The 16,248-nt window shown below is 72.7% G+C and carries 17 protein-coding genes; 12 read left to right on the top strand and 5 right to left on the bottom strand.

The window, feature by feature from the left end; all coding sequences use genetic code 11:
- Positions 1-30 precede the first annotated feature (30 nt).
- The gene (locus FHS22_RS20075) at positions 31-750 is read left to right on the top strand and encodes a MerR family transcriptional regulator (protein ID WP_221473849.1); all 720 of its coding nucleotides are present in this window, start codon (positions 31-33) and stop codon (positions 748-750) included.
- Here the strand turns inward: FHS22_RS20075 and FHS22_RS20070 are convergent.
- Positions 736-1,368, bottom strand: coding sequence for a TIGR03085 family metal-binding protein (locus FHS22_RS20070; RefSeq protein ID WP_184943756.1), 633 nt, complete (start codon positions 1,366-1,368; stop codon positions 736-738). The genes FHS22_RS20075 and FHS22_RS20070 overlap by 15 nt on opposite strands.
- Positions 1,369-1,540: 172 nt before the next feature.
- Between FHS22_RS20070 and FHS22_RS20065 the strand changes: the two genes are divergently transcribed.
- Genes FHS22_RS20065 through ppk2 form a run of 3 tightly spaced genes read left to right on the top strand, consistent with a single transcriptional unit; the run spans position 1,541 to position 6,145 of the window.
- Positions 1,541-3,352, top strand: coding sequence for an ABC transporter ATP-binding protein (locus FHS22_RS20065; protein ID WP_377296664.1), 1,812 nt, complete (start codon positions 1,541-1,543; stop codon positions 3,350-3,352).
- A 40-nt stretch (positions 3,353-3,392) separates the two neighbouring features.
- Entirely contained in the window at positions 3,393-5,165 is a 1,773-nt protein-coding gene (locus tag FHS22_RS20060) for an ABC transporter ATP-binding protein (protein ID WP_184943754.1), read from the top strand.
- Between the two features lie 47 nt (positions 5,166-5,212).
- Positions 5,213-6,145 (top strand): polyphosphate kinase 2, encoded by a 933-nt coding sequence (gene ppk2 / locus FHS22_RS20055; protein ID WP_184943753.1) that lies wholly within the window; start codon positions 5,213-5,215, stop codon positions 6,143-6,145.
- A 7-nt stretch (positions 6,146-6,152) separates the two neighbouring features.
- Here ppk2 and FHS22_RS20050 read toward each other — a convergent pair whose 3' ends face one another.
- Genes FHS22_RS20050 through FHS22_RS20035 form a run of 4 tightly spaced genes read right to left on the bottom strand, consistent with a single transcriptional unit; the run spans position 6,153 to position 10,075 of the window.
- Positions 6,153-6,962, bottom strand: a complete 810-nt coding sequence (locus tag FHS22_RS20050) for an ABC transporter permease (RefSeq protein WP_184943752.1) — start codon at positions 6,960-6,962, stop codon at positions 6,153-6,155.
- The gene (locus tag FHS22_RS20045) at positions 6,959-7,804 is read right to left on the bottom strand and encodes an ABC transporter permease (protein ID WP_184943750.1); all 846 of its coding nucleotides are present in this window, start codon (positions 7,802-7,804) and stop codon (positions 6,959-6,961) included. Before FHS22_RS20045 ends, FHS22_RS20050 begins: the two co-directional genes overlap by 4 nt.
- Positions 7,805-7,813: 9 nt before the next feature.
- Positions 7,814-9,031: an ABC transporter substrate-binding protein gene (locus FHS22_RS20040; protein ID WP_184943748.1), complete on the bottom strand. Its 1,218-nt coding sequence runs from the start codon at positions 9,029-9,031 to the stop codon at positions 7,814-7,816.
- A 15-nt stretch (positions 9,032-9,046) separates the two neighbouring features.
- The gene (locus FHS22_RS20035) at positions 9,047-10,075 is read right to left on the bottom strand and encodes an ABC transporter ATP-binding protein (protein ID WP_184943747.1); all 1,029 of its coding nucleotides are present in this window, start codon (positions 10,073-10,075) and stop codon (positions 9,047-9,049) included.
- Positions 10,076-10,248: 173 nt separating this feature from the next.
- On the opposite strand from FHS22_RS20035, the gene FHS22_RS20030 reads away from it, so the two are divergent.
- From FHS22_RS20030 to trpB, 8 genes are all read left to right on the top strand, one after another.
- Positions 10,249-10,971: a GntR family transcriptional regulator gene (locus FHS22_RS20030; RefSeq protein WP_184943745.1), complete on the top strand. Its 723-nt coding sequence runs from the start codon at positions 10,249-10,251 to the stop codon at positions 10,969-10,971.
- 30 nt (positions 10,972-11,001) lie between these two features.
- The gene (locus FHS22_RS20025; RefSeq protein WP_184943744.1) at positions 11,002-11,760 is read left to right on the top strand and encodes a cache domain-containing protein; all 759 of its coding nucleotides are present in this window, start codon (positions 11,002-11,004) and stop codon (positions 11,758-11,760) included.
- Entirely contained in the window at positions 11,750-12,097 is a 348-nt protein-coding gene (gene hisI, locus FHS22_RS20020) for a phosphoribosyl-AMP cyclohydrolase (protein ID WP_184943742.1), read from the top strand. Before FHS22_RS20025 ends, hisI begins: the two co-directional genes overlap by 11 nt.
- The gene (locus FHS22_RS20015; RefSeq protein WP_184943741.1) at positions 12,094-12,738 is read left to right on the top strand and encodes a TIGR02234 family membrane protein; all 645 of its coding nucleotides are present in this window, start codon (positions 12,094-12,096) and stop codon (positions 12,736-12,738) included. The genes hisI and FHS22_RS20015 overlap by 4 nt, the downstream gene beginning before the upstream one ends.
- Positions 12,739-13,074: 336 nt before the next feature.
- Positions 13,075-13,467, top strand: coding sequence for a DUF4190 domain-containing protein (locus tag FHS22_RS20010; RefSeq protein WP_184943740.1), 393 nt, complete (start codon positions 13,075-13,077; stop codon positions 13,465-13,467).
- A gap of 130 nt (positions 13,468-13,597) precedes the next feature.
- Positions 13,598-13,981 carry a DUF2752 domain-containing protein gene (locus FHS22_RS20005; RefSeq protein WP_338047842.1) on the top strand — a complete coding sequence of 128 codons (384 nt, stop codon included), beginning with the start codon at positions 13,598-13,600 and terminating at the stop codon, positions 13,979-13,981.
- A gap of 167 nt (positions 13,982-14,148) precedes the next feature.
- Positions 14,149-14,958 carry an indole-3-glycerol phosphate synthase TrpC gene (trpC, locus tag FHS22_RS20000; RefSeq protein ID WP_184943738.1) on the top strand — a complete coding sequence of 270 codons (810 nt, stop codon included), beginning with the start codon at positions 14,149-14,151 and terminating at the stop codon, positions 14,956-14,958.
- A gap of 5 nt (positions 14,959-14,963) precedes the next feature.
- Complete coding sequence (gene trpB / locus FHS22_RS19995) at positions 14,964-16,208, top strand: tryptophan synthase subunit beta (protein ID WP_184943737.1); 1,245 nt, start codon at positions 14,964-14,966, stop codon at positions 16,206-16,208.
- Positions 16,209-16,248: the final 40 nt, after the last annotated feature.

The following is a 16,248-nucleotide window of genomic DNA, read 5'->3' as shown; positions in this document are numbered from 1 at the left end:
ATATATCTATTATCTATAACGTAAACTCCCTTGGACGACAAGAGGGGGTCTGCCGTGCGGATGGCGGAGCTGAGCCGGGTGACGGGTGTCTCCGTGCCGATGATCAAGTACTACCTGCGGGAGGGGCTGCTGGCGCCCGGCGAGCGGACCAGTCCCAACCAGGCCCGGTACGACGCGAGCCATGTGCGCCGGATCAAGCTGGTGCGCGCCATGGCCGAGTACGGCGGGCTGTCGAACGCCGTCATCCGGGATCTGCTGGGGCAGCTCGACGAGCCTGGGCTGAGCCTGAACACCCGGCTCGGCCTGGCGCACCGGACCGTCGCGCCCCGGTACGAGTCGGGCGAGGGGGAGCGGTGGGAGGAGGCCGTGGCGCGGGCCCGGGAGCTGATCGCCCGGCAGGGCTGGCTGGAGCAGCCCGACGGCTCGGAGGTGCTGGCCATCGCCGGCGTGCTGGCCGGCCTGGCCGAGCTCGGCTACCAGGGGGTGCTCGACCGGCTCGACGCCTATGCCGAGGCGGCGGCGCTGACCGCGGAGGCCGACCTCGACGCGCTGGCCGCCGAGCCGGACCTGGAGCGGATGATCGAGTACGTCGTGGCCGGCACGCTTCTCGGGGACGCCCTCGTCACGGCCCTGCGCCGGGTCGCCCAGAGCAACGTCTCGTTCCGCCGGTTCGGCGAGGGTTCCGGGGCGGAGGGTTCCGGGGCGGAGGGTTCGGGGGCGGGCGGGGGTCCCGGGTCAGACGCCCAGTGAGGCGTCCATCAGCCGGGCCACGGCGTCGTCGTCGCCGCTGACCTCCACCCTGGCGTGCGCCTGGCGGCCGAAGCAGAACAGCAGCAGCTCGCCCGCCGGGCCGGTCACCTCGACCCGGGGCGCGTCCTTCGGGCCGCCGAGGGCGACGCCGCCGCCGATCCGGTGCAGCGCGACGCCGACCGGCGCCTTGCGCAGGAACAGCCCCCGGCCCGCCCGGACCCGCTTCCAGAAGGTCTCCTCCAGGCCGCCGGGGAGCTCGCGGGGCTCCCACACGCGCTGGGCGCGCCGTACGTCCTCGTGGTGGACGAACAGCTCCATGGTGTTGACGGCCGCGTCCATGCCGGGGACCAGGCCGTAGACCCCGCCCGGACCGGAGCGGACCAGCTCCACCAGGTTCGCGAAGCCGTGCCTGGCCTTCAGCGACTCCTGCACCCGGGCGGTGTACCCGGCCAGCGGGGGCAGGGCGATGCCCGGGGCGGCGTCGAGGCGGCGCTCGCGCAGGACGAGGTGGGCGGCGAGGTCGAAGGTGGTCCATCCCTCGCACAGGGTCGGGGAGTCCGGGCCGAGCCGGGCGAGCAGGTCGCTGAGCGCGGTGCGCTCGGCGCGGGCGTAGGTCATCCCGTGATCCTAACAAGACCGTTGCGCGAGCAACCAGGGCGGGACGAGACTCGCCGATCATCCCCGATGGGGAATAAGTGTTTGATTCACCGTGATACTCACTTAAGTAGCAACATCTCTGCAGTCTCCCCGCAGCATCCCGCCGTACCCCCTCAGAAAGGACACCTCCCGAGTGACGAGCAAGGTGACGTCCGCCGTCATGCGCCAGGGACTCCGCGTACTCGGGGTGGCCATCCGGGCCGAGAAGGCGGTCTTCTCCGCCGCGGTGCTCTCCAGCGCCCTGTACGGCGTGATGACGGTGGCGTCCGCCTGGGCGCTGGGCTGGGCCACCGAGAACGTCGTGCTGCCCGCGTTCGACCGGGGGGAGGCCGCCGCCGGCGCGGTGACCCTGGGCGCGGCCCTCATCCTCGGCACCGCGCTGCTCAAGGCGCTGGGCGTCGCCGGACGGCGCTACTTCGCCGGGGTCATGCAGTACCGGATGCAGGCCCGCTCCCGCCGGGACGTCACCCGGCAGTACCTGAGACTCCCGCTGGCCTGGCACCACCGGCACCCCACCGGCCAGCTGCTCTCCAACGCCAGCGCCGACGCCGAGGCCGCCTGGGCCCCGCTGGCCCCGCTCCCGATGGCCGTCGGCGTGATCGTCATGCTGGTCACCGCGGCGGTCGCGATGCTGGTCACCGACCCCGTGCTCGCCCTCGTCGGCTTCCTGATCTTCCCCGCCATCGCCCTGCTCAACCTGGTCTACCAGCGCAGGCTCAGCCCCCTGGCGACCCGCGCCCAGCAGCTCCGCGCCGAGGTCAGCGAGATCGCGCACGAGAGCTTCGACGGGGCCCTGGTCGTCAAGACCCTGGGCCGCGAGGACACCGAGACCGCCAGGTTCCGGGCCAGGGCCGAGGAACTGCGGGACGCCAACGTCGAGGTGGGCCGCGTCCGCGGCCTGTTCGACCCGCTGCTGGAGGCCCTGCCCACGCTCGGCGTGCTCGCCGTCCTGCTGGTCGGCGCGGCCCGGCTGGAGAGCGGCGCGATCACCCCCGGCGTACTGGTCCAGGTCGCCTACCTGTTCACCCTGCTCGCCTTCCCGATCCGCGCCCTCGGCTGGGTCCTGGCCGAGCTGCCCCGCGCCGTCGTCGGCTACGAGCGCGTGCAGGCCGTGCTCGACGCCACCGGCTCCATGGAGTACGGCGCCGCCGCGCTGCCCTCCGGCGGCCCGGCCCGCCTGGAGGTCCGCGCCCTGGACTACGCCTACGGCGACTTCAAGGTCCTGCACGGGGTGGATCTCGAGGCCGAGCCCGGCCGCACCGTCGCGCTGGTCGGTCCCACCGGTTCCGGCAAGTCCACGCTCGCCCAGACCTTCGTCCGCCTGGTCGACCCGGCGGCGGGAGCCGTGCTCGTCGACGGGACGGACCTGCGCGAGGTCGCGCGCGGCGGGATCAGCGACGCGGTGGCGCTCGTGCCCCAGCAGACGTTCCTGTTCGACGACACGGTGCGCGGCAACGTCACCCTCGGCCTGCCGATCTCCGACGCCGACGTCTGGGCGGCGCTCCGGCTGGCCCAGGCCGACGGCTTCGTCAGCGCGCTCCCCTCCGGCCTGGACACCAGGGTCGGCGAGCGCGGGACCACCCTGTCCGGCGGCCAGCGCCAGCGCCTGGCGCTGGCCCGCGCGCTGGCCCGCCGGCCCCGGCTGCTCGTCCTGGACGACGCCACCTCCAGCGTGGACCCCCAGGTCGAGGCCAAGATCCTGTACGGCCTGCGGGACGCGGCCGCGACCTCGGCGGCCGCCACCGTGGTGGTCGTCGCCTACCGGATGGCCACCATCGCCCTGGCCGACCAGATCGTCTACCTGGAGCACGGCCGGGTCGCCGACCGGGGGACCCACGACGAGCTGCTGGAGCGCTGCGAGGGCTACCGCAACCTGGTGACCGCCTACGAACGTGAAGAGGCCGAGCGCGAGGCGCTCGAATCGGACGAGGAGATCAACGCGTGAGGACGCGAAGCAGCCGCAGGACGAGGGCGGGGGAGCACGAGTGAGTTCGCTTCAGGGGGTCGAGCGCTCGGCGCTGGCCACCGTACGGCACGGCCTGTCCCTCACGCCGGAGTTCCGCAAGGGGCTGGCCGGGACGCTCACCCTGGCCGTGCTCGCCACGCTCGGCAAGGTGGTCGTCCCCATCGCCGTTCAGCAGACCGTCGACGGGGGGCTCAAGGGCGCGGTGCCCGACGTGCCGTTCATCCGGACCACCGTCGCGCTGTGCGCGGCGGCGGTGGTGATCACCGCGCTCTGCGGCTACCTGATGAACGTCCGCCTCTACAGGGCGACCGAGGCCTCGCTGGCCACGCTCCGGGTGCGCGGCTTCCGGCACGTGCACGACCTGTCGGTGCTCACCCAGAACTCCGAGCGGCGCGGCGCCCTGGTCTCCCGGGTCACCGGCGACGTCGACCAGATCAGCGCGTTCATGCAGTGGGGCGGGCTGATGATCATCGTGGCGGTGGGCCAGCTCCTGGTCGCCAGCCTGGTGATGTTCGTCTACTCCTGGCAGCTCGCCCTGCTGATCTGGGCCTGCTTCCTGCCGCTCATGGTCGCGATGCCGCGCTTCCAGCGCTGGCTCTCGGCCGCCTACACCCGGGTCCGCGAGCGCACCGGCGACATGCTCGCCGCGGTCAGCGAGTCGGTCGTCGGCGCGGCGGTGATCCGGGCCTACGGCTCCGAGGCCCGCACGGCCGAGCGGCTCGACACCGCGATCGACGCCAACAAGGCCGCCCAGGCCCGCACCCAGCGGATCGTCGCCACCGTCTTCCCGCTGACCGAGATCATCGCCGCGATCGCCCTGGCCGCCGTGGTGCTGGTCGGCGTCCGGCTCGGCGTGGGCGGCGGCATCACCAAGGGCGAGCTGATCCTGTTCCTGTTCCTGATCACGTTGTTCGTCTCCCCGATGCAGATCGCCACCGAGGTGCTCAACGAGGCGCAGAACGCGATCGCCGGCTGGCGGCGCGTCCTCGGCGTGCTCGACACCCCGCCCGACGTCGCCGACCCCGGCTCCGAGGGCGTCGAGCTGCCGCGCGGCCCCATCTCGGTCTCCTTCGAGGACGTCGGCTTCGCCTACCCCGGCGGCCCGCCGGTGCTGCGCGAGGTCTCGGTGGACATCCCGCCGCGCTCGCGGATCGCGGTGGTGGGGGAGACCGGCTCGGGCAAGACGACCTTCGCCAAGCTGCTCACCCGGCTGATGGACCCCGTCTCCGGGCGGGTCACGGTGGACGGCGAGGACCTGCGCGAGGTCCGGTTCTCCTCGCTGCGCGAGCGGATCGTCATGGTGCCGCAGGACGGCTTCCTGTTCGACGGCACGCTGGCGGAGAACGTCCGGTTCGGACGCCCGGAGGCGACCGACGCGGAGATCGCGCTGGCCATGACCGAGCTGGGCCTGGCCGACTGGGTGGATGGCCTGCCCGCGGGCCTGGACACCCCGGTCGGCCAGCGCGGCGAGTCGCTCTCGGCGGGCGAGCGCCAGCTCGTCGCGCTGGCCCGCGCCTACCTGGCCGACCCGGACCTGCTCCTGCTGGACGAGGCCACCTCCGCCGTGGACCCGGCCACCGAGGTACGGCTGGCGCGCGCCCTGGAGGGCGTCACGCGGGGCCGTACCGCCGTCTCCATCGCGCACCGCCTGTCCACCGCCGAGGCCGCCGACGAGGTGTTCGTCTTCGAGCACGGCAGGATCGTCCAGCGCGGCCCGCACGCCGAGCTGGTGGCCGAGCCCGGCGTCTACGCCGACCTGCACGCCTCCTGGGTGGCCGCCGCGCACTCCTGAGCGGGACGGGCGGGTTAGGGCACCCGCGGCGGTGGCAGAAGCCGGGTATGGACGCGAACCTGCTGCCGCCCGGAGTGGCCTCGGCCATGGCCGAGAGCGACCTGATGGACGACCTGAAGAAGTTCCTGGTCGACGACGACGACGGGGACGACGACCCGGTCCTGTGCTGGCTGGACGGCACCCCCGTGGACACCTGGCGGGAGCAGTACCCCTACGCCGAGCGCATGTCCCGAGACGAGTACGACAAGGTCAAGCGGCTGCTCCAGATCGAGCTGCTCAAACTCCAGTACTGGATCAAGGACACCGGCGGGCGGCTGGTGGTCCTGTTCGAGGGGCGGGACGCGGCCGGCAAGGGCGGCACGATCAAGCGGTTCATGGAGCACCTCAACCCGCGCGGGGCCCGCGTGGTCGCCCTGGAGAAGCCCAGCGAGCGCGAGAGCACCCAGTGGTACTTCCAGCGCTACATCCTGCACCTGCCCGCGGCCGGGGAGATGGTCTTCTTCGACCGCTCCTGGTACAACCGCGCCGGGGTGGAGCGGGTGATGGGCTTCGCCACGGAGGAGGAGTACCTGGAGTTCATGAAGCAGGCCCCGGAGCTGGAGCGCATGCTGGTGCGCGACGGGATCCACCTGGTGAAGTTCTGGTTCTCCGTCTCGCGCCGGGAGCAGCGCACCCGCTTCGTCATCCGCCAGGTCGACCCGGTCCGGCAGTGGAAGCTCTCCCCGATGGATCTGGAGTCGCTGGACAAGTGGGACGACTACACTCGCGCCAAGGAGGACATGTTCCTGCACACCGACACCGCGGAGGCGCCGTGGACGGTGATCAAGAGCAACGACAAGAAGCGGGCCAGGGTCGAGGCCATGCGCCACGTCCTCGACATGTTCGAGTACGACGACAAGGACCACGACATCGTCGGCCGCCCCGATCCGGAGATCGTCGTCCAGGCGGCCGACGTCCTCGACGAGGACCGGACCCGCTAGCGGTCCGTCAGCGGGCGGACGCCCCGCCGCCGGACAGGCGCTGGGCGAGGTAGATCGGGACGACCGACAGGACGATCAGCGCGGCGGCGACCACGTTGACGACCGGGGCCTGGTTGGGGCGGAACAGGTTCTCGAAGATCCACAGGGGCAGGGTCTTGACCCCGGCGCCCGCGGTGAACGTGGTCACGATGATCTCGTCGAAGGAGAGCGCGAAGGCCAGCAGGCCGCCCGCGAGCAGCGCCGAGCGCATCATCGGGAAGGTGACCAGCCGGAAGGTGGTGAAGGCGTCGGCGCCCAGGTCGGCCGAGGCCTCCTCCACCGAGGCGCCCAGCCGGCGCAGGCGCGCCAGCACGTTGTTGTAGACGGTCACCACGCAGAAGGTGGCGTGCCCGACGACGACCGTGAACATGCCCAGCCCCACGCCGAACGGCTCCAGCACCGTGCGGAAGGCGTTGTTCAGCGCGATGCCGGTGACGATGCCGGGCAGCGCGATCGGCAGGATGATCAGCAGTGAGACCGCGTCCCTGCCGAAGAAGGAGTACCGCTGGACGGCGAAGGCCACCATGGTGCCGAGCACCAGCGCGATCGCGGTCGCGCCCAGCCCCGCCTGGACCGAGGTCCACAGCGCGTCGCGCACGCCGGTGGAGTTCCACGCCGCCGCCCACCAGCGCAGCGTGAACCCGGTCGGCGGCCAGCCGAAGGTGCGGTCGGCGTTGAAGGAGTTGAGCAGCACGACCAGGAGCGGCACGTAGATCACGGCCAGGCCGCCGGCCAGCGCGGCCCAGAGCGTCGCGCGGGCCGTACGAGAGAGGTTCACAGGTTCTCCAGGGCTCCGGTGCGGCGGACCGCGGCGAGGTAGACCAGCATGATCACCACGGGGACGGTGGCGACCGCGGCGGCGAACGGGAGGTTGCCGGCCGCGCCGATGTTGTCGTAGACCACGTTCCCGATGAGCTGGGACCTGCCGCCGACGATCTTCACGGTGATGTAGTCGCCGAGCGAGAGCGAGAACGTGAAGATCGATCCGGCGATCACCGCGGGGAACGCCAGCGGCCACACCACCGTGCGGAACGTCCGCCACCCGCGCGCGCCCAGGTCCCCGGCCGCCTCCAGCAGCGAGTTCGGCAGCCGCTCCAGGCCCGCGTAGATCGGCAGGATCATGTACGGCAGCCACAGGTAGGACAGGGTGATGACCGTGGCGGTCAGGCCGTACCCCCAGCCGAGTACGCCGTCGGAGGAGAGCAGGACCCGCCAGGCGTACGCCTTGACCAGGTAGGAGGCCCACAGCGGGGTCAGCACCGCGATGACCAGCCAGCGCTGGGCGCGCGGCGAGGCCAGCTTGGCCATCGCGAACGCCATGGGGAAGGCGATCACCAGGTCGATGAGGGTCACCGCCGCTGCCACGCCCACCGAGCGCAGCGTGATCGTCCGGTACACCTCGGCGGTGAGCAGCTCCTGGAAGTTGGCCCAGGTCACCTCCTTGACCAGGTCGCCCGTGAAGGTGTCGGTGCTCCACAGCGCCGACAGGAACAGGGCGGCCAGCGCGCCGAGGTAGGCCACGCCGAGCCAGAGCATCGGGGCCGACAGCAGCAGCGAGAGCCGTACTCCGGCGTGCCGGTGCAGGAAGGCGGCCAGGCGCCGCCGGAGTGCGCGGGTCATCCTCGTCGTTCAGCCCTTGATCTCGGTCCAGGCGCGGGTCCACTCCGCGTAGTCCTTGCACGTCACGTCGGTCCGGCCGTCCAGGCACTGGGCGATCGGGGTGGTCCAGTACCAGACCTTCGAGAAGTAGTCCTCGTCGGTGGCGTGGAAGGTCTCGCAGTGCTTCGGGTCGGCGGTCAGCTCGCAGGACCCGGAGTTCGACGGCGCCTCGCCGAAGTACTCGGCGACCTGCGCGTTGGCCTTCGGCGAGATGATCCAGTCGAGCCACTTGTAGGCGCAGTTCGGGTTCTCGGCCTTCGCCGCGACCATCCAGGTGTCCGACCAGCCGGTCGAGCCCTCCTTGGGCAGCGTCACCTCGACCGGCGCGCCGTCGGCCTTGGCGACGTTGGCGATGACCTGCCAGGTGGTGCCGGCCACGGAGTCGCCGCTCTTGAAGGCCTGGACCTCCTTGGTGTAGTCCGACCAGTACTCGCCGACGAGCTGCCGCTGCTGCTTGAGCAGGTCGACGGCCGCCTGGAACTGCCTGTCGTCCAGCGCGTACGGGTTCTTGATGCCCAGGTCGGGCTTGGTGGCCATCAGGTACACCGCGGCGTCGGCGATGTAGATGGGGGAGTCGTAGGCGGTGATCTTCCCCTTGTACGGCGAGGCCGGGTCGAAGACCACGCTCCAGGAGTCGGGCGCGGGCTTGACGGCGTCGGTGCGCCACATCAGGAGGTTGGCGCCGCGGCCGTGCGGCACGCCGTAGGAGACTCCGTCGACCGAGTTCCACGGCTTGTCCTTCAGGCCCGCGAAGACGTCGGCGTAGTTGGGGATCAGCGCGGTGTTGACCGGCGCGACGTCGCCGCCGGCGATCAGCCGGAGCGAGGCGTCGCCGGAGGCGGAGACCGCGTCGTACTCGCCGGTCTTCATCAGGTTCACCATCTCGTCGGAGGTCCCGGCGGTCTTGGAGTTGACCTGGCAGCCGGTGGCCTGCTCGAACGGGGTGACCCAGTCCACCTTGGGGTCGTTGGAGCCGTCCTCGGCGTAGCCGGCCCAGTGGACCAGGTTGACCTGGCCCTCGCTCGCGCCGAGGGACTTCAGCGCCTCGATCTTGGGCGGGGTGAAGCCGCTCCGGCCGGGGGCGGCGGCCGTACCGGCGGGTTCGGAGCCGGAGCCGCAGGCGGCCGCGGCGAGGGCGAGCGCGCAGAGCGCGGCCGCGGACAGGGGGAGGCGGGGGGTGGATCGCATTGCTGACGACCTTTCTTACGGGACGATCGCGAACTCGTGCCGGCGCTGCCAGACGAGCCGGACCCTGGTGCCGCGCAGGCCCGTCACGTCCATGGACGAGACCTGCAGGTTCTGCTGGAGCGCGATGAGCCGGCCGCCCGCGTCGAGCTCGACCACGAACCGGGTGGCGGGCCCGGCGTAGACGACCTCGCTGACGGTCCCGGTCGCGCTGTGCTCGGCGCCGTCCACCGGGTCGCCGAGCGCGGCCACGCGCAGTTTCTCCGGCCGCACGCTGAAGGTGCCCTCCTTGCCGAGCACGGCCTGCGCCGCCTCTCCGGAGATGAGGTTGGAGGTGCCGACGAAGGAGGCGACGAAGGCGGTCGCGGGCCGCTCGTAGACCTCGGCGGGGGTGCCGACCTGCTCGATCCGGCCCTCGTTGAAGACCGCGACCCGGTCGCTCATGGTGAGGGCCTCCTCCTGGTCGTGGGTGACGAACAGGAAGGTGATGCCGACCTCGCGCTGGATCGACTTGAGCTCCACCTGCATCTCCTCGCGGAGCTTGAGGTCGAGCGCGCCCAGCGGCTCGTCCAGCAGCAGCACGCGGGGGCGGTTGACCAGGGCGCGGGCCAGGGCGACCCGCTGGCGCTGGCCGCCGGAGAGCTGCCCGGGCCTGCGCCGCTCGTAGCCCTCCAGCCGGACCGAGGCCAGCGCCGCCAGGGCGCGCCCGCGCCGCTCGGCCCGGGGGACCCGCTTGACGCGCAGGCCGTACTCGACGTTGCCGAGCACGTCCATGTGCGGGAACAGCGCGTAGTCCTGGAAGACGGTGTTGACGTCGCGCTCGAAGGGGGCGAGCCGGGTGACGTCGGCGCCGCCGAGCTCGACCGTGCCGGAGGTGGGGGCCTCGAAGCCGGCGATCATCCGCAGCACGGTCGTCTTGCCCGAGCCCGAGGGGCCGAGCATGGCGAAGAACTCGCCGTCGGCGATGTCGAGGTCGACGCCGGTGACCGCGTGGACGCCGCCGAAGCTCTTGCGGAGGCCGCACAGCCTCACCGCTGGGTCTGACATGAACGGAAACATATGAGTTTAAATGTTTAACTGCAAGAGCCGATCCGGTATCACTGGGGCGGACGGCGAGGAATGAGGTGTTCGCGGGTGGGCGAGCCGAGGACGGGGCGGAGGCCCGGCGGGGCGCGGGACGCGCCGCCGGGCGGGGTGGCGGGGGAAGGGGGCGCGCGGTCGTGACGGACATCTCCGGAGGGGCCAGGCTGGCCGCCTTCGCGCCGGTGGACAGCACCGCGCGGGTGGACGCGGTGGTCCGCCGGCTCACCGACGCGATCGTCCTGGGCCTGCTGGCCGACGGCGAGCAGCTGCCGAGCGAGGCCGAGCTCGCCGCCCAGCTCGGCGTCTCCACGGTCACGCTCCGGGAGGCCCTGATGGCCCTGCGGCAGCAGGGCATGGTCGAGACCCGGCGCGGGCGCGGCGGCGGCAGCTTCGTCCGGGTTCCGGCCGAGGCCCCCGGCCTGGTCGACCGGTTGCGCGGGCTCACCGCGGAGGAACTGCGAGACCTGGGCGACCACTACGCGGCCATCGCCGGGGCCGCGGCCCGGCTGGCCGCCCAGCGGGCGCTCCCCGAGGACGTCGCCCCGCTCCGGCGCACCCTGGAGGAGATGGCCGCCGCCCGGGACGAGGCGCACCTGCGCCGGCTGCACGGGCGTTTCCACATCGAGGTGGCGGCCGTCTCCCAGTCGGCGCGACTCACTCAGGAGGAGATCCGGTTACAGGCCGACATCGGACCGTTGCTCTGGCTCGCCCACACGGGGGAACATGGTCCGTCGGCTCAGCACCGCGCGATCGCCGAGGCCATCCACCGGGGCGACGGAGACCGTGCCAGGGACCTGGCGGAGCGGCACGTCCTCGACGCGGTGGAGCACCTCATCGAGCTGCGGCTGCGGGAGCCGTGAGCGTCAGCGTGCCTAGGGTGGTGGATCGACGTGGGTGAGTTCCGGACGCTGCCGGCACCCGGCGCGGCGAGCGGGAGCGGCGCCGCGGGCGCCGCGGGCGGCGCGGTGAGCGGTACGGCGGCCGGGGCGGCCGCCGCGGTCGGGGAGATCGCGGAGGGCGTCTTCGGCGCGCTCCACCAGGTGCGCGGCGCCGTGCTCGCGACCGTGGGCCCGGCACCGGTCAGCGGCGACCTGGCCGGGCTGCGCCCGCTGCTCCTGCCCCGCCTCGGGGGCCTGGTCTCCGGGATCGGCTTCATCGCCGCGCCCGGCCTGCTCGCCGACGCCCCCTGGTACCTCGAATGGTGGCAGGAGGGTCCCTCGGGCGATCCCGTGCGCCTGGTCAGGGACATGGACCCGGCCAGCAGCGCCTTCTACGACTACTCGCACTGGGACTGGTTCTCCGGGCCGCGCTCGGGCGAGGAGCACACGCTCGCCGGGCCGTACGTGGACTTCCTGTGCACCGACGAGTACTCGCTGACCTTCTCGGTGCCGGTGCGCAGGGACGGGGAGTTCCTGGGGGTCGCCGCGGCCGACGTGTTCGTGCGCCGCTTCGAGGTCGCCGTGCTGCCGGTGCTGCGCCGGGTGCCGGGCCCGGCGTTCCTGGTCAACCGGCAGGGCCGGGTGGTGGCCTCCACCACGGCCAGGCACCTGGCCGGATCGGTCTTCCGGGGAGCCCCGGCGACGGCCGCCCACCCGTGCCGGGACCTGCCCCTGGCCCTGGTTGCGGCACAATTGCCGCATGCCCCTTGACCCCGCGATCGCGGCCCGACTGAAGCGCACCGCCGACGGGCTGGTGCCCGCCGTCGTCCAGCAGTACGACACCGGCGAGGTGCTGATGCTCGCCTGGATGGACGACGAGGCCCTGCACCGCACGCTCACCACCGGCCGGGCCACCTACTGGTCGCGCAGCCGGGGCTCCTACTGGGTGAAGGGCGACACCTCCGGCCACGTCCAGCACGTCAGGTCGGCGGCCCTCGACTGCGACGGCGACACGATCCTGCTCAAGGTGGACCAGGTCGGCGCGGCCTGCCACACCGGCGACCGGACCTGCTTCGACGCCGACGAGCTCGCGGTGGCCCCGGCGTGAACGCCCGGCGGGAGCTGTGGGCCTGGGTGCCCGCGTGCGCGGCGGGCGCCGGGCTGGTGCTCCTGGCCGCCGGGCGCGACTGGGCCGTGCTCGACACCGGAGGCGACCCGGCGGGGGGCGGCGCCGAGCCGGTCCCGCTGGCGGGCGCCGAGCTGGCGCCCTTCCTGGGCCCGGTGGCGCTGGCCGCCCTCGCGGCGGTGGTCGCGGTGCTCGCCACACGCGGGTGGCCGCGCCGGGCCGTCGGCGCGGTGATCGCGCTGTGCGGGGCGGGCGTGGCCGCCGGAGTCTGGGCCGGCACCGGTCAGGCGGCCCTGGCCAGGGCCGGCGTCGAGAAGCTGACCGGCCCGACGGGCGTCGGCCTGTTCTCGGCCGAGGTCCGCTGGGGCTGGCCGGCGGCCGCCGCCGCGGGCGGGCTGGTCCTGCTGGCCGCGGGAGCCGCCGCCGTGCTGCGGGGCGGCCGGTGGCCGGGCATGTCCGCCCGGTACGACCGCCGGGAGGCGGGGCCCGGTACGGCGGCCGGGCCCGCCGCGGGACCGGTGACCGACCGGGCGCTGTGGGACGCGCTCGACCGCGGCGCCGACCCCACTGCCGACCCCGCTGCCGACCCCGCTGCCGATCCGGACGGGGGCCGGCGGGGTTAGCGCCGTCCGCGTGCGCCCGCCGTACGGGAGCCGTCCGGGGACGGCGCGGTCGTTCCAGGAGGGAACGGCATATCGGTGATCCGCCCGCCGCGGCCGTTTTATGATCATTGGGATTTCCGGAGGGCGTCCCCGCCTCGGAGACTCCGCCGCCCGATCACCCGAATCATGCGGTGAGTTCCGGCGGCAGTCCATCCTGGTGCAGGACGTGAGACGCTTCTGCGAATCGTTCACCGACAGGGAGGAGCCGCAATTCGCCCGCAGCGCGGTCGAGGATCTTCAGCGGAGATGTGTTGTCGCTAAGCTTCCGCCCATAACGCGGATAAAAGGGGATTCATCATGAGTTATGGCAATCAGTCGGGTGGGTATGGGCCGCCTCCGGGTGGCGGTTACGGTCCTCCCGGCGGTTACGGTCCTCCCGGGGGCGGCTACGACCCCTACGGCTACGGCCCCAAGCAGCCCGCCGGCAACAACGGGATGGCCATCGCCGCGCTGATCATGGGCATCGTCGGGCTCTTCACCTGCGGGCTCGCCTCGGTCGTGGGCATCGTGCTCGGGCACATCTCGCTGAACCAGATCAAGCGGACGGGCGAGGAGGGCCGCGGCCTGGGCATCGCCGGACTGATCCTGTCCTACATCGGCATCCTCGGCTACGTGCTCCTGCTCGTCTTCGCCCTGATGCTCGGCTGGTGGGGGCTGGGGGTCGCCGCCAGCTACGGTGTCGAGTACTGACGGGCGGACCTCCCTCACGGCCGGGAGCGGCCGGGTATCGTGGCCGGATGACAGGCCGTCGCGGCGGGCGGGCCCGGGCGGGCCGGCGATGACGGGGAAGACCCCGACGGGGCGTCCCCGGTGGCGGAGCGTGCCGGTGCCGCTCGGCGCGGCGGTGGCGGCGGGGGCCGCGGTGGCCTTCGTGGGCGCGGTGGACCCGAACGAGCCCGGTCACTATCCGTCCTGCCCGTTCCTGGTGCTGACCGGGCTGTACTGCCCCGGCTGCGGAGGTCTGCGGGCCGTGCACGCGCTCGCGCACGGCGACCCGGTCACGGCGCTGGGGCTGAACCCGCTCGTCGTCGCGGCCGTCCCGCTCCTGGCCGTCCTGTGGGGGCGCTGGGCGCTGCGGTCCTGGCGGGGGGAGCCGGTCCCGGCGGGGGCCGTACGGCCGGCGCACGGATGGGCGCTGCTCGCGCTGACGGTCGTTTTCTGGGTGGCGCGGAACCTGCCCCACGGGGAGTTCCTGGCGCCGTGACCGCCGCCCGGCTCACCCCGTGGCCGATTGACCTCGGCCAGGCCGATAGCATCGGCGGGACAAGGGCAATCGATCGGGAGGGACCTACTCGTGGGCGAGCGGAGCGAGCGGACCGCGGACACGGCGGTGTCCGCGAACTTGATCGACGAGCTTCGCGAGGGGGGCAAATGAGCGTTCTGGACGACATCATCGAAGGGGTCCGCGCCGATCTGGCGGACCGGGAGCGGACCGTCTCGCTGGCCGAGCTGAAGGAGCGCGCCGAGCGCGCGCCCGCGCCCCGCGACGCCTACAAGGCGCTGGGCGGCGACCAGGTGGCGGTCATCGCCGAGGTGAAGCGCTCCAGCCCGTCGAAGGGGGCGCTGGCCGCGATCGCCGACCCGGCGGCCCTGGCCGCCGACTACGAGGCCGGCGGCGCGCACGTCATCAGCGTGCTGACCGAGCAGCGCCGCTTCGGCGGCAGCCTCGACGACCTGGCGGCGGTGCGCACCGTGGTCGACATCCCGGTGCTGCGCAAGGACTTCATCGTCACCTCCTACCAGCTCTGGGAGGCCCGCGCCTACGGCGCCGACCTGGCGCTGCTGATCGTGGCCGCGCTGGACCAGAACGCGCTGGTCTCGCTCATCGAGCGGGCCGAGTCGATCGGGCTGGCCCCGCTGGTGGAGGTGCACACCGCCGAGGAGCTCGACCGGGCGCTCGACGCCGGAGCCAAGATCATCGGTATCAACGCGCGGAACCTCAAGACCCTCGAGGTGGACCGCGAGGTGTTCGCCGCGCTGGCCCCGAAGATCCCCGAGGGCATCATCAAGATCGCCGAGTCGGGCGTGCGCGGCCCCCACGACCTGCTCGCCTACGCCAGGGCCGGCGCCGACGCCGTCCTGGTCGGCGAGAGCCTGGTCACCGGCAGGGACCCGCGCGCCGCCGTGGTGGACCTGGTGACCGCCGGAGCCCACCCCGCATCCCGACCCGAGGGACAGTGAGACACATGACTGCGACAGAGGGAACCCTCCTCACCGCCGCGGACCTCGCCGGAAACGGCGTGCACGGCGACGACCCGGACGTGCACGGAAAATTCGGGATCTTCGGCGGGCGCTATGTGCCCGAGGCCCTCATCCCGGCGCTGGACCAGGTCGCGGCCGAGTACGAACGGGCCAGGAACGACGTCGCGTTCCTGCGCGAGTTCGACCACCTGCTGCGCACCTACGCCGGCCGGCCGACCACGCTCACCGAGGTCCCGCGCTTCGCCGAGCAGGCCGGCGGCGCCCGGATCATCCTCAAGCGCGAGGACCTGACCCACACCGGCGCCCACAAGATCAACAATGTGCTCGGCCAGGCCCTGCTCACCAAGCGCCTGGGCAAGAGCCGCGTGATCGCCGAGACCGGCGCCGGCCAGCACGGCGTGGCCACCGCCACCGCCGCCGCGCTGATGGGCCTGGAGTGCGTCATCTACATGGGCGCCGTCGACTGCGAGCGCCAGGCGCTGAACGTCGCCCGGATGAAGCTGCTCGGCGCGACCGTCGTCCCGGTCCACAACGGCAGCAAGACCCTCAAGGACGCCATCAACGAGGCCTTCCGCGACTGGGTCACCAACGTCGACAGCACCCACTACCTGTTCGGCACGATCGCGGGCCCGCACCCGTTCCCCGAGATCGTCCGCGACTTCGCCCGGATCATCGGTGTCGAGGCCCGCCGCCAGATGCTGGAGCTGACCGGCGCCCTGCCCGACGCCGTCTGCGCGGCCGTCGGCGGCGGCTCGAACGCGATCGGCATCTTCCACGCGTTCATCGGCGACCAGAACGTCGCGCTGCACGGCTACGAGGCCGGCGGCCGGGGCCTGGAGACGGGTGAGCACGCGCTCACCCTCACGGCCGGCTCGGTCGGCGTGCTGCACGGTTCGCGCACCTACGTCCTGCAGGACGAGGAGGGGCAGACGATCGAGTCCCACTCGATCTCGGCGGGCCTCGACTACCCCGGCGTCGGCCCCGAGCACGCCTGGCTGAAGGACAGCGGCCGGGCCACCTACCACGGCATCACCGACGCCGAGGCGATGGAGGCCTTCGCCCTGCTGGCCCGGACCGAGGGCATCATCCCGGCGATCGAGTCCTCGCACGCGCTCGCCGGCGCCCTCAAGCTCGGCCGCGAGCTGGGCTCCGAGGCGACCATCCTGGTCAACCTCTCGGGGCGCGGTGACAAGGACATGGGCACCGCGATGAAATACTTCAACCTCTGACAGCCGGCGTGCTTCCCCTCCGGTCCCGCTCCGGAGGGGA

The sequence above is a fragment of the Thiemannella venezuelensis genome (assembly GCF_014203605.1).
Classification (GTDB): Bacteria; Actinomycetota; Actinomycetes; order Streptosporangiales; family Streptosporangiaceae; genus Planomonospora_A; species Planomonospora_A venezuelensis.
The sequence above is the reverse complement of the archived record's forward strand: the minus strand, read 5'-3'. Positions and strand labels throughout refer to the sequence as shown.

What these genes read in the sequence shown, in the direction of transcription:
- trpB (WP_184943737.1), top strand. Translation starts at nt 14,964, where the DNA reads ATGACTGCGACAGAGGGAACCCTCCTCACCGCCGCGGACCTCGCCGGA.
- hisI (WP_184943742.1), top strand. Translation starts at nt 11,750, where the DNA reads ATGCCCCTTGACCCCGCGATCGCGGCCCGACTGAAGCGCACCGCCGAC.
- FHS22_RS20045 (WP_184943750.1), bottom strand. Translation starts at nt 7,804, where the DNA reads ATGACCCGCGCACTCCGGCGGCGCCTGGCCGCCTTCCTGCACCGGCAC.
- trpC (WP_184943738.1), top strand. Translation starts at nt 14,149, where the DNA reads ATGAGCGTTCTGGACGACATCATCGAAGGGGTCCGCGCCGATCTGGCG.
- FHS22_RS20040 (WP_184943748.1), bottom strand. Translation starts at nt 9,031, where the DNA reads ATGCGATCCACCCCCCGCCTCCCCCTGTCCGCGGCCGCGCTCTGCGCG.
- ppk2 (WP_184943753.1), top strand. Translation starts at nt 5,213, where the DNA reads ATGGACGCGAACCTGCTGCCGCCCGGAGTGGCCTCGGCCATGGCCGAG.
- FHS22_RS20070 (WP_184943756.1), bottom strand. Translation starts at nt 1,368, where the DNA reads ATGACCTACGCCCGCGCCGAGCGCACCGCGCTCAGCGACCTGCTCGCC.
- FHS22_RS20010 (WP_184943740.1), top strand. Translation starts at nt 13,075, where the DNA reads ATGAGTTATGGCAATCAGTCGGGTGGGTATGGGCCGCCTCCGGGTGGC.
- FHS22_RS20035 (WP_184943747.1), bottom strand. Translation starts at nt 10,075, where the DNA reads ATGTCAGACCCAGCGGTGAGGCTGTGCGGCCTCCGCAAGAGCTTCGGC.